The 12229-nt window shown below is 60.8% G+C and carries 9 protein-coding genes; 7 read left to right on the top strand and 2 right to left on the bottom strand.

All coding sequences use genetic code 11. The annotated features are described in order from the left end of the window. Positions 1–43: 43 nt before the first annotated feature. Positions 44–835, top strand: a complete 792-nt coding sequence (locus IE075_RS06505) for a dienelactone hydrolase family protein (protein ID WP_189454405.1) — start codon at positions 44–46, stop codon at positions 833–835. Positions 836–933: 98 nt separating this feature from the next. Here the strand turns inward: IE075_RS06505 and IE075_RS06500 are convergent, their stop codons facing one another. Continuing rightward, positions 934–1929: a polyprenyl synthetase family protein gene (locus tag IE075_RS06500; protein ID WP_189454403.1), complete on the bottom strand. Its 996-nt coding sequence runs from the start codon at positions 1927–1929 to the stop codon at positions 934–936. Between the two features lie 278 nt (positions 1930–2207). Here IE075_RS06500 and ssb point away from each other — a divergent pair, with 278 nt between their 5' ends. The 6 genes from ssb to IE075_RS06470 all read left to right on the top strand — a co-directional run bounded on the left by ssb (position 2208) and on the right by IE075_RS06470 (position 10403). Continuing rightward, a complete protein-coding gene (ssb, locus tag IE075_RS06495) occupies positions 2208–2720 on the top strand; it encodes a single-stranded DNA-binding protein (protein WP_189454401.1) in 513 nt (170 codons plus the stop codon). 657 nt (positions 2721–3377) lie between these two features. Continuing rightward, positions 3378–4103 (top strand): site-specific integrase, encoded by a 726-nt coding sequence (locus IE075_RS06490; RefSeq protein ID WP_189454399.1) that lies wholly within the window; start codon positions 3378–3380, stop codon positions 4101–4103. A 332-nt stretch (positions 4104–4435) separates the two neighbouring features. Then, complete coding sequence (locus IE075_RS06485) at positions 4436–5689, top strand: site-specific integrase (protein WP_189454397.1); 1254 nt, start codon at positions 4436–4438, stop codon at positions 5687–5689. Next, a complete protein-coding gene (locus IE075_RS06480) occupies positions 5689–7683 on the top strand; it encodes an integrase (RefSeq protein WP_189454395.1) in 1995 nt (664 codons plus the stop codon). The genes IE075_RS06485 and IE075_RS06480 overlap by 1 nt, the downstream gene beginning before the upstream one ends. Then, complete coding sequence (locus tag IE075_RS06475) at positions 7643–8140, top strand: protein kinase (protein WP_189454393.1); 498 nt, start codon at positions 7643–7645, stop codon at positions 8138–8140. The genes IE075_RS06480 and IE075_RS06475 overlap by 41 nt, the downstream gene beginning before the upstream one ends. Positions 8141–8657: 517 nt before the next feature. Then, positions 8658–10403 (top strand): ATP-dependent DNA helicase, encoded by a 1746-nt coding sequence (locus tag IE075_RS06470; protein WP_229792345.1) that lies wholly within the window; start codon positions 8658–8660, stop codon positions 10401–10403. Between the two features lie 548 nt (positions 10404–10951). Here IE075_RS06470 and IE075_RS06465 read toward each other — a convergent pair. Continuing rightward, positions 10952–12157, bottom strand: coding sequence for a serine hydrolase domain-containing protein (locus IE075_RS06465; protein WP_229792344.1), 1206 nt, complete (start codon positions 12155–12157; stop codon positions 10952–10954). Positions 12158–12229: the final 72 nt, after the last annotated feature.

Here is a 12229-nt window from a genome sequence, read left to right as displayed (position 1 = left end):
GCGTGGGGCTACGCTCGCTGGCACTTCATCCGGAGCTGCCGCCATGGCCCGCCGCCTGCTTGCCGCTGCACTCGCCTGCCTTGTGTCGCCCGCGTTCGCCGCTCCGGTCGAGCGGCCGGTTGAATGGACGATCGACGGCGAATCGTTCACCGGCACGATCGTCTACGACGACGCGGTCGCGACGAAGCGACCGGGCCTTCTCATGGTGCCGAACTGGCGCGGCGTAACCGCGCCGTCGGTCGAACTTGCGAAGCGCATCGCTGCGGATGACTACGTGATTCTCGTCGCCGACGTGTACGGGACCCAGGTGCGGCCCGAAACCAATGAAGCGGCCGGTAAGGTCGCTGGCGCGCTGCGCTCGGATCCGGCGTTGTTGCGCTCGCGGACGGCGAAAGCGGTCGAGGTGCTGCGGGCGCAGGCCGGCAACGCCCCGCTCGACGCGGGCAGGGTCGGCGCGATCGGCTTCTGCTTCGGCGGCACCGCGGTGCTCGAGCTCGCGCGCAGCGGCGCTGATCTCGCGGGCGTCGCGAGCTTTCACGGCGGGCTCGACACGTCGATGCGTGCAAAGGAAGACGTCATGCAGACGCCGGTGCTCGTGCTCAACGGCGCGGCGGACAAAGCCGTGACCGACGAGGACATCGAGGAATTCGAACGGGAAATGGACCTTGCGAACGCCGACTGGCAGTTCGTGAACTTTGGCGGGGCCGTGCACTGCTTCGCCGAGCCGCGCGCGGGCAACGACCCGGCCAGCAACTGCCGTTACGACGAGCGCGCTGCCACGCGCGCGCACGGGATGATGGAAGACTTCTTCCGGCGGCAGTTCGCGAGCGAGTAAGCTGCGCGCCGCGTCTGACGCGTCTGACGGAACATCCAACCAGCTTTGGCTGGTTTGACCTCGGACGACGCCCGCTCTGAGCGGACGCTGAGATGCACTCAGTGGTCGCGGCTGACCGCGTACCGCGCAAGTCCGCGCAGCGCATCGACATAGGCGTTGTTGGCCAGCCCACCGAGCGCGCCCTCCGCAAGCGCGGCGTAGTGGCGCGCTTGGTTGCGGCTGTGTTCGAGCCCACCGGTCGCGTGGATCGCGGCGACCACCTCGGGCAGCGCCTCGGTGTCGCCGTGCTCGACCGCCGCACGCAGCCGCGCCTGAGTTGCCGCGTCGGCGTGGGCGATCGCGTGAATCAACGGCAGCGTCGCCTTGCCTTCGGCAAGGTCATCGCCCAGGTTCTTACCGAGTGTCTCCGCATCGGACGCGTAGTCGAGCACGTCGTCGGCAATCTGAAATGCATACCCGAGGTGCAAGCCGAAATCGTGCAGCGCCTGCTCGGTCGCCTCGTCCGCGCCGGCCAGCAGTGCACCCAGCTGCGTCGCGGCCGCGAAAAGCACCGCCGTCTTGCGCTCGATCACGCGCAGATAGGCGGCCTCGTCGGTGTCGGGATTGCGCACGTGCAGCAGCTGCAACACCTCGCCCTCGGCGATGCGATTCGTCGTGTCGGCGAGGATCCGCATCACGCGCGGCTGCTCGAGCTCGACCATGAGCTGGAAGCTCCGCGAATAGAGGAAATCGCCAACGAGAACACTTGCCGCGTTGCCCCACACGGCATTCGCAGTGCGCCGGCCGCGGCGCAGGTCGGACTCATCGACGACGTCGTCGTGGAGGAGCGTCGCGGTGTGGATGAACTCGACGACGGCCGCAAGCTGGTGCGCGTCCGCGCCGCGGTGGCCGAGCGCGCCCGCGGCCAGCAGCAGCAGCATCGGCCGCAGGCGCTTGCCGCCCGCGCCGATGATGTACTCGGCGACCTGGTTGATCAGCACGACGTCCGACGCAAGACGCCGACGGATCAATGCATCGACGGCCTGCATGTCGTCGCGCGCAAGCGCCTGGATCGCGGACAGGTCGGGCGCAGCGGCGAGGGCGGGGGTCGACATGCAGCGTCCGGCGGGGGAGACCGCGCAATTATACGGAGCGCAGCCCGACGCTCGTCGATGCGCGGTCTTGCGCCGGCGCGCGGGTGGGCTTCACGCCGCACCGTGCCGGGTTGCGCCCGCCGTGGACGCCGCCGCGCTCGCCCGAGCCGTCCCGATCGCTGCGACGGCATTGCGGCAAAGTCCTACCCGCCGGTGCGTCGGCGCCCGGGCGGCAGACGCCCCCGGCTATACTTCACACTCGGTCACTGCCTTCGGGCGCCCAACCAGGACCAGCATTCATGGCACGCGGCATCAATAAGGTCATCCTCGTCGGCAATCTCGGCAACGATCCCGAAATGCGATACACGCAGGGCGGCATGGCCGTCTGCTCGCTGTCGCTCGCGACGACCAGCGCTCGCAAGGACCGCGACGGCAACCAGATCGAAAAGACCGAATGGCACCGCGTGAAGCTGTTCGGCAAGCTCGGCGAGATCGCCGGCGAGTACCTCAAGAAGGGCCGCCAGGTCTACATCGAAGGCCGCATCGAGTACTCCACGAGCGGCGAGGGTGAGTCGAAGAAATATTTCACCGACATCATCGCCGACGAGATGCAGATGCTCGGCGGTGGCGGCGAGGGCAGCGGTGGGGCCGGTGGTGGTGGTGGACGCCGCGAGTTCGGTGGCGGCGGTGGCGGCGGCGATCGGCCGGCCCGCGCACCGCAGCGCTCCGAGTCTGCGCCGCGTCGCGAAGCCCCTGCGGCACGCAACAACGATTTCGCGGACGATTTCGCGGACGACGATATTCCGTTCTGATTGGGATAACTTTACAAACGTAAAGTTGCTGGATGTCGTCTGGCTTCAAACATCCCATCTTTACGAAAGATCGAGCACTGCTCTGAGGCCGCCGGACCGTAAGGTTTGGCGGCTTTTCTATTGATCGGGGGTGCGGGTCCGAAAAACGCTTGAAGGTCAGGAATGTAAAGTTCATCGTGGAGCTCTCACCCCGGCTTAGCGCGATGAATGCGAGTCCAACTAGTCTCACATCCGAGCGGCGACGAACTGCCGCTTCTTCTTGATGCCACTGGTCTTCCCATTCCAGAGCCCAATGAATGGACGATCTCCAGACGGGCGAGCTCCCCAGCAACGCTGACCAGGCAGCTACGAGAGCTAATTCCGTTTCTTGAGTGGTGTGCCCAGCACCAGATCGACCCTTGGCACAGGGTTGAGCAAGGGCTTGGCTTCACGGAAGCGGAGTTAGTGGGCTCGCTTGCCGAAGTTCTCCGCGTCCCGCGTCGCGGTGGCTCTCGCGCAGTCACGCCCGCGGTCTTCAATTCGCGGGTAGAGACCACGGCGAGCTACTTGAACTGGATTGCGCGATGCGTTCTGGCGTCGATCTCAAGCGACGAGAAGGTCTGTAGGAGGGTTGAGCGCGTAAAGGGTCTCACTGCTGCCGCGCTCGCCTCTGTGCTCATGAATGAGCCGCTTTCTGCAGCTAGCGCACGAGCTCTTAGCTCTGACCAGCAGTCAGCCTTCCTATCAATGCTAGACCCGGAAATCGACGGTCATGGCGCGTCCCCGGAGCTGCGTTCCCGCAACCAAGTGATCGGCATGACTCTGATGTCTTGCGGGCTACGAAGCGGAGAATTTCTGCTCCTGAAGGTGTCGGACATCAAATTTGGCGCGATACCGTCACTCGAAGTGGTACGCCGCCCGCCGGATCCGCAGGACGTGCGCAGGCCAAGGCCACGCGTCAAGCGGCAAGGGCGAGTACTTCCACTAGACCCAAGTCTCGCCCGAGCACTGAATAACTACATCATGCGTGACCGAGAAGTCCTCGCGATGCGGTCGAGTATCGACTCGCCCTATCTGATTCTGAGTGACGAAGGCGAACCACTCTCGCGGGCTCGCCTGAACGCGCTTTTTGTCGAGTTCCGCTCACGGCTGCCCGGGATGCTGCCAGAAGATTTTTCTCCCCATAGCCTTCGACATACTTTCTCCTGTGAGATAGAGAAAGGACTCGCCGAAGCCGGATTCTCAGAAGAGAAACGTGCCAGTGCACTCGCGCTAATGCGTGGCGACACCTCGCTTGCATCACAGGACGTCTACTTGCAACGGGAGACTGAGCGTCGCGCACATAAAGCCTTAAGCGACTACCAGGCACGAACTCTCGCATCTGCTGTGCGGAGCCGTGAATGAGAATGCCAGCGGCTCGAGAGCGATTTGAGCTTAGCGAAGCGAGGCTCTTAGCGGATATTCCTCAAAACTTCTCGACCCGAGACGGGACGCTCGTAGATGGGTCGTCTGACACATGGACGCTCCCTACGGCCCGAAACATCGATCGCCTCTACTTCGACAGAATCGATGACCCCACTTTCTGCTGGACTGTAAAGCGCTATGTCGTCCATCGCCTTAAGACGATATCAAACACTAGCGGTGTTACGGCGTTCAAAGCACTGAAGCGGCTCTACTCGAACAATTATTCCAAGCGTGGCGGCGCAACTTCCTTCGAAGATCGGCTTCTTGAGGCCATGGAAGCTGCGATCAGCGAGGCCAAGAACAAGAAGGCGTTATGGACAATCTATCTCATAACCCGCTGGTACGTGTGGTGCGCCGAAGCGTTTCCCGAGATCGGATTCGATATTGACTATGCTCACGAACTCGATGGTCTGATTATTCCAGGCAGCCCGAAGGGAGAAGCGGTTCGAGTTAACGATCCCGACGACGGTCCGCTCGATCGCACGGTAGAGCTGCCGTTGCTTCTTCGCGCCTTATCCGAGGACACCTGTCAGGACTACGAGAGCATTGAGCAGAGGGCAGCTCTCGCCCTCTGCATTGCATTCGGCCGTAATCCGGCCTGCTTCGCTTATCTAGAAGCGAATGACATCCGGAACGTCGCCGACGGCCTCGCGAATGTTCCACCCGCATACATGATCGATTTGCCTCGGATAAAGAAGAGGCAATTGCATCCCCGGGACGAAATTCGCACCGAACCGATGGAACATCGGCTAGCCAAATACGTTGTCGACCTGAAGAAACAGTGCATGTCTGAGGTCGTCACCGTCGCAACCTTTGACGGGCCGACCAATGTTTCGTTCCAACCACTGTTCAGACACCCGAGGGGACGTACGCTGCTGGTACATGACGATGTCGTCGACAGGGCTGCACGCGTCCAGAGCGGACGCATAAGTGCCTTGGTGCAAAGTTTCGCACAACGCAATAGGGTCGTTTCGCCGCTGACCCACGAGATCATGCGCGTCACGCCCCGACGGCTCAGGTACACGCTCGCATGCGGGCTCGTTGAGGAAGGGATTAGTCGCAAGGAGTTGGCACGACTGCTCGACCACTCGGATACGCAGCACGTCCGAGTGTACTTCGACCTAAAGAGTAACGTTGTCCGGCGCCTGGATGCCGCCGCGGCCAAGTCGTTCGCTCCGCTGATGAGCTTCTTCCGCGGAACGGTGATCGACCCGGAGACAGGCAATGATTCGACCAATGCGTCTGAGATTGCCTATGCCGACCCATCAGAGCCTGGCACGCTCAGCCAGGTAGGTCTGTGTGGACAGAAAAAACTATGCCATCTCGACCCACCATTTAGCTGCTACCTGTGCGAGAAGTTTCGGCCGTATCGAACGGTGGACCACGAACGTGTGCTCACGAGCATGTTGAGCGAGCGCGAGCGAGTACTAGAAAAGCTTGACGACCAGCGGCTGGGCGTGCAGCTCGACGACGTCATCTTTGCCGTTGCAGAGGTTTGCCGCATCGTCGAGGAGGCTCGAGACTGATGCCTAAGCGGATTGTAGATGGCCGTTCAGAGCGGCGCCGGAAGGTGGTAGCTTTCCTGACGAAACTGCAGCGCAATCGCAAGCAGAACCTCTCAGCGATGGTAGAACTCGCCAAGAAGCTGATGGGTCAGTTCCCTGGCGCAGAATGGGACCAAGAGACGTGGACAGTTACGAGAGGACCCCTAGTCGGTAGGGCCGGCCGCAACAACCGCGCCGTGAGTATTCACTTCGGGCTGCCGCTCAACCGCAAGCAAGAGGCCCTACGCGGCGACTTTGCCGATTGCGCAAAGGCACTGGTTGCACTGCGATACCACCGATCGACACAGTCGGTCGAGAACCAGCGCACGCACGTGCATGCCATTGCCTACGTGCAGGCTGCAGCCGGCGATATTCCACTTTTCGGCATTTTGCCGCAGCATTTGGACGAGGCATCGGAAGCAGTGGCGCGCGACTACACGCCAGGTGCTGCCTACAATATGCATAAGCACATCGCCGAGTTTGCGAGCCACCTCGACGCGAATAGGCTCTGCACTGTTCTTCTCGATTACAAGTTTGCTCGCCAAGCACGTCCGCCCAACACGGGCGGGATCGAGATTCGACATCTCGATGACCCTGATGCGCAAAAGACGGTGTCGAATAAGATGGCTGACACGGCGGTCTACAGGCTCCTTGGCAGCTTGTATCGCAACGTCCCGGCAAGCCATCCGCACAGGATTCATATCCTGGTGCTGTCTCTGCTCGCATGCGCGGGTCGCCGGTTTGCCGAGATTGCTACTCTGCCGCTTTCCTGCGAGGTGTCGAGCCCTGATGGACGCAAAGCCATCCGATATTTCCCCCGCAAGGCGTCGAGAGGTTGCGCCACGAGCGCTTACCGCGATTGCTGGCTTCCTACCGCGACAGTAGAGGTCGTCGGTGACGTAGTCGAGGAGGCACGGCAGCTTTGTAGCGCGGCCCGTGCCACTGCCCGCGTCGTTCGGCTCACCGGCGGCCCCGACCTGTCTTCGATCGCCCACCTGACGGAGGAGCAACGCGTCTGGCGGGGTGATCTCGCCGAGCTTCGTCTCCCCGATGGCGCATTTGACTGGCTTACCCGTAGCGGGCACTCATTCCCCGACGCCGAGCACTCGGGATCTGGTCTGGCTCCCCGTTATGTTCACAAGGCTGGGCTGGAGGCGTATCTCCGTCGCGATTTCAACGAGTGCATCAACTTTTCTGTCCACACCGATCAATTCGGACAGCATTACTACCTGGAAGACATGCTCTTCTGCTGTCCCGTATATCTGGGCGGTGCAGCCCGTGCATGGTGGCTTTCCAGCGGGTATAGCCACGTCATGCTTGCGAAGTTCATCGAGCGGTCTCTACCGCTTTTAGCGAGTGAATATGCCCCGGAGGATGCGCTTTCAATCAGCTTCACGTCACATGCCTTTCGGCACACGATGAATACGCTTCTCGATGAAGGCGGGCTGCCAGAGTTGATCCAGACAGATTGGTTCGGGCGCAAAAACCCGCGCGACACAAAAGCGTATCAACACTCCAGTCGGGAAAAGCGGGTGCTCGAGGTTAGGGCGGCGCTTCTGGAGGGGCGCGCACATGGAAGTATCGCTCAGGTTCTAAAGGTAGTCCCGATCGAGCTGCGGGAGGCGTATGTGGCTGCCAAGGTCAATGCGGTTCATGACGTCGGCCCGGGTGTCTGCATTCACGACTTCAATCAGATGCCCTGCGAACGACACCTGCAGTGCAGTGCCAAATGCGACGATCTGGTTTGGGCGGAGACCGACAGCGGGCGTATGGATGATGTCATGCGCCAATGGGCAATCACGAAGGTGACGGACATGACGGCGCAAGAGCGCCAAACCAGCGGACGCCCGCGACAGAGCGCTGCATGGCGTGATCACAACCGAAAGAAGCTCGAAACACTCGAAGCGATCCTGGAGCAAAACGGAATCGCCCTATTTGATCCAGTCGATTACTTGGGTGCTGGGCATGAAGGCTAAGCGGTTCGGACGCATGTCACCCCAGGAGGAGCAGGCAATCATTAATGAGCTTGGCAAGTGGCAGCGGGGTGAGCTAGGCAGCAGCCTGACCTGGGCGAAGCTGGAGACTCGATTCGGCTTCTCGCGGCAGACGTTGCACACTAGAAAGTCGATAACTGACGCTTTTGCATTGGCAAAGGCGGCGCTTGCTGGCGGCTTATCAAAGGGCAAGACCGATGCGGAACAGCAGATTGCTGCGATGGCGGCAAAAATCACGGTCCTGGAAAACAAACTTGCCGCGAGCGAGGAGCGTGAGAGAAAGTGGATGGTCCGGTGGCAGCAAATAGCGTTTCACGTGAGGCAGCGTGGAATGCATACGCGCGATGTCGACCGCACTGCGACCAGCGCTGTCCCCGATAAGCGGGAGGCCGCTGCGGTGCTTCGCCCGTTTGATCGTCCAATTCCGTCGGCTCAATGAAGGGAGTTAAGTCGACAGCCCAGCGTGACGAGTACGTAGCCGCCCTAGCGGACTTTGCGGCGACAGTGCCTTTGGGGGACTGGCCGATAATGAGGGGACGGGTGAGTCGCTCAGGTATCGAGCGAGAAATGCGGGCAAGAGGATTCACTCGGTTCGATCGAAAGCGATTGCTCAGCGCGGGCTGCCGAAAGATTCTCGACGCCATGGACACCCAGGTGCTCCAGTCGCCTGGTTCGGTGACAAGCCCGATGGCCGAGTCGCCGGTCCCGAATCTGCAGTGTGTGAGGTCCCTTGAGCGACGCCTAAGGGCTGCACTTCAAGCGCTTGATTGTTCAGCCAAGCGAGAGAAGCTCCTCGAACGGCGTTGCGCCCTGCTGTCGGCCGAAGTCGATGCTTTACGATGGCAAAAGTCGGCTTTCGAAGCACATTGTGAGTCAAGCCTGCGTAGCCTATATCGCTGATCATGGCGTCTGATCCGCTATTGTGCGCCGGCGTAGGTCCCTCGACAGCACAAAAGTTGCGCGACAAATTCGGTGATGCGCTCCCGTCCATTCTGGATGCGGGGGATCGCGCGAAACTGCTCGAAGCCATAACGCCCAAGAAGGCAGATGCCATTCTGAAGCACTGGCACTTTAGGCGCTCGCATCGAACTCTTGAGGCTTTGCTTGGGGAGTGGGGTCTTCCTAACGTTTCAGCCGATCGCGCACTTGCGCTGTGGGGACCTAGTGCGGGGTCAGTTCTGTCAGCAGACCTCTACAAGCTGCTTGCAGTGGCAAGCTGGCGAGAGGTCGACGCGGCAGCTCTGAGGGCCGGCGTCCTGAGGGATGCTCCACGGCGGCTCACGGCCGCCTGTGAGGCCGCCGCGTACATGTCGCTAGAGCGAAGCGGCGCTACGTTGATCTCGGAGCCGCACCTTAGGTTGGGGGTTGAGGGCTTGCTGGGTTCGGCGGAACTAGCGGCCGCAGCGTTGGCTTCGGCGCTCGATGCGGGCGCCATTTTGCGGTTGGGGAATGCCTACCAGGTTCCGGGCGCCTATTACGCCGAGCGCGAGGTGGAGGCTTGGGTTGTAGCGAAGGTCGCCGAACCAGGACGCAAACGAGCGGTTTGCGTCGAAGATCGAGTCCTCACGCCTGCGCAGCGTCAGGCCGTACGGAATGCGTTGACCCTCCCCCTCAGTCTGTTTCACGGACCGGCAGGGACTGGCAAAACGTATATCGCGAAAGCCATTTGCCAAGGAGCGGTGGAGCAGGGCGAGACCCCGGTTCTGATTGCGGTAGCGGCACGGGCCGCGCGTCGATTGGCTGAAGCTTCCGGCCATGAAGCTATGACGCTCGCCCGCGCGCAGAAGATACTAGCGAGTCGGTCTGGTTCGTCGATGCTCCTCATCATCGACGAATTCAGCATGGTCGATCTATTGGACTTCCGAAATCTCATCCGGCGGATCCCAGCGACCGCCCGGGTCGTGCTGTGCGGCGATGTAGCGCAGCTTCCGAGTATCGGACCAGGTCGCCTGATCCATTCATTTGTGCGTTCCGGCATTGTCGCTTGTACCGAACTCGTTGATTCGCAACGACAGGCCATCGGAGGGCAGTTGCGTCTGGCGGTCGAAGCGCTTCGGGCAGGCTGCCTCCCACCCTTTCGCGCTGGCTCCGGGACAGCCTCTGAGGACTTCGACGTAATTAGTGGCTCAGAGGGCGAACTCGCGCGACTTGCGAAGGCCCGTTACAGCGAGCTGCCGCACCCGCAGATCATCACTCCATTTGCCAAGGGGCAGCTCGGGTCGAGACGCATTAATCTGGACATTCACCTGCGGGAGACCGGAGGTACGGGGCCGTCACCCGGCGCGCCAGTGGTGTTTACAAAGAACGTCGTAACCGCGCTTGGGTTCAACGTATTGAACGGGCAACAAGGGCTCGTCGAGATCGTCTGGCCACATAAGCCTAATCGTCCGCTCGCCCCTGTGGTGCGCATCAGATCGGGCCTTGAAATAATAGAGCTGACCCAATCGGATTGGGACTGCTACGTCGAATTCGGATATGCGCTCACGATTCACCGGGCTCAAGGCGGGGAGTGGGACTCGGTTATCGCTCTCCTTCCCATGAGCCCATTTATTGATCGAAGTATGGTGTATACGGCTGTAAGCCGCGCTAGGAAACGCTGTATCGTCTTGGCGAGTTCCGTGGGTTGGCTTCGTGAAGTAGTGGCGAAGCCTCCGGTAGTAGCGAGCCGCCTAGACGGGCTGTTTTTTCGCCGCGCGCAGTAACTAGCTAATCCAAAGCTCTGGCAACGCCGGGAGGTGTCTCTGTAATCGGCGCAGCGTCCGTATGCGTATACCCATCGCATTGACCATGGGGGCCAGCGCTAGATGAACCAGGTGCCGAAGGTGATCGGTCGCTGATTCAGTAGCCTTTCTAGCCCTGAACAGCGAGCCAAGGTTTATCAGCCCGCTTTTCGGTGTGCGCGTACCGATCTGGTTGATTGGTAGCACAATTCCGAGGTGATCACTTGCTGCTATTGACCAGGTCCGCGATCGGCCAGAAGCGGACTTCGCTCAATTCAGGCGTCACCGCTCAGCTGTATGGACCAGATGTCCTTGGCTTTAAGGGCGCTTTCTAGCTCACCAGCGCGGCCGTGTCCCGCCGCGTTCGTCGAAGCGCCAACGGCGTCACCTACGCAGCAGACTCCGAGCGTCGTGCGATAACGACGACCACAAGTCGAGTACCAGCTAGCCGGAGATCCTTTGCCGCCTGAGCCGGAACCAGCTTCAGCTAAATCGGAGCAACCTCGGCAGCAAACGACACTCTCACGAGCCTATTTCACGACCTGAGTCACAGGTGCATACGTGCGCAGTAGGGCGCTTAGGGTTTTGAACGCTGCAGTCTGGCCAGGCTCCTCGGGCGCGTTCGTTGCTACCACGATGGCAATGTCCTGAGCCGGAGAGACGAATATGATCGCGAAGAATGTTTCCGCGCTTCCGAGATGCGTGCTCACCGTATTGCCCTTGATGACCTGCTGGTTCCACCCGAGGCCATAGTCGTCCGCAACCGGCGTGTGCAGCTGCTTAAAGGTGGGCGATGACAAAAGACGCGGTGTTCCCGTCAGTCCCCGCAAGTGCAGCTGAGCAAAGCGCGCCAGATCCTCGATGCTGGCGTGAATATCGCCACCCGGACCAACGACGGCCGGGAACTGATAGGCGTCGGTAGGAGGGTGCGGCACCAGCTTGCCAGCCGTTCCGCGGTGACCCCATGGCTGGGCTTGATCAGCCAGACCAGGCCATCCAAATCCGGATCTGGTCATTTTCAGAGGTTGGAATATCCTGCTACGAATCAGATGTTCCCACGACTGGCCAGAAACCTGCTCCGCCATTACCGCAGCGACGGCGTACCCGGCGTTCGAGTAGACGTATTCCGCCCCCGGCTGCTTCTCTGGCTTGCGCGACAGCAGCCATTTGACGTAAGCACGTCGCTTCTGTTCAGCGGAGCCGGTAAACGCCGGAAGCATCTCGAACTCCGCGTCATCCGTAAAGCTCGCTAGTCCTGCACGATGGGAAAGCAACTGCTCAAGGGTGACCTTGGCGAGAGCCGGGTTCATTTCAGCCGCAAGATCTGGAAAGACGCTGGCCGGCGTGCTTTGCCAGGTCAGCCTTCCCTCTTCAACCAGCGTGGCGATCATTGTTGCCGTAATTGGCTTCGTGATCGAGCCAAGGTGAAAGCGGTCAGCTTTGGTCACTGGAGAAGGCGCATCCACGACGCGGTTTCCAACCGCATTTGCTTGAACGATGCCGGTTCCTTTGACCACTGCTGCAGCCAACGCCGGGACGCCGTATTCGGCCCGAAGCTCCTCGAGTATCGGCTCTAGGTCAGGCGTAACTTCGCGGTGGTTAGCAGTCTTAGCTGGCTGGCTAGCGTGGCTCGTGATCGGGCCTGGCCTCTCTGAGACAGAGGTGCAGGCTGCAAGGCCAATGCAGATAGTCTGTGCCATCACCAACAACGCCATCTTCTTCTGCTTAACACTCATTTCCTGCCCCTTCATATTTCAGCCTAAGCGCCCGTTTCGGGTAATGCACAATCTCTTGCGTGTGCGTCCCGT

The organism is Cognatilysobacter bugurensis, assembly GCF_014652095.1.
Classification (GTDB): Bacteria; Pseudomonadota; Gammaproteobacteria; order Xanthomonadales; family Xanthomonadaceae; genus Cognatilysobacter; species Cognatilysobacter bugurensis.
The sequence above is the reverse complement of the archived record's forward strand: the minus strand, read 5'-3'. Positions and strand labels throughout refer to the sequence as shown.

Excerpts from the sequence above, each read along its gene's own strand:
- IE075_RS06505 (WP_189454405.1), top strand. The coding sequence starts at position 44 with ATGGCCCGCCGCCTGCTTGCCGCTGCACTCGCCTGCCTTGTGTCGCCC.
- IE075_RS06480 (WP_189454395.1), top strand. The coding sequence starts at position 5,689 with ATGCCTAAGCGGATTGTAGATGGCCGTTCAGAGCGGCGCCGGAAGGTG.
- ssb (WP_189454401.1), top strand. The coding sequence starts at position 2,208 with ATGGCACGCGGCATCAATAAGGTCATCCTCGTCGGCAATCTCGGCAAC.
- IE075_RS06500 (WP_189454403.1), bottom strand. The coding sequence starts at position 1,929 with ATGTCGACCCCCGCCCTCGCCGCTGCGCCCGACCTGTCCGCGATCCAG.
- IE075_RS06485 (WP_189454397.1), top strand. The coding sequence starts at position 4,436 with ATGGAAGCTGCGATCAGCGAGGCCAAGAACAAGAAGGCGTTATGGACA.
- IE075_RS06490 (WP_189454399.1), top strand. The coding sequence starts at position 3,378 with ATGAATGAGCCGCTTTCTGCAGCTAGCGCACGAGCTCTTAGCTCTGAC.
- IE075_RS06465 (WP_229792344.1), bottom strand. The coding sequence starts at position 12,157 with ATGAGTGTTAAGCAGAAGAAGATGGCGTTGTTGGTGATGGCACAGACT.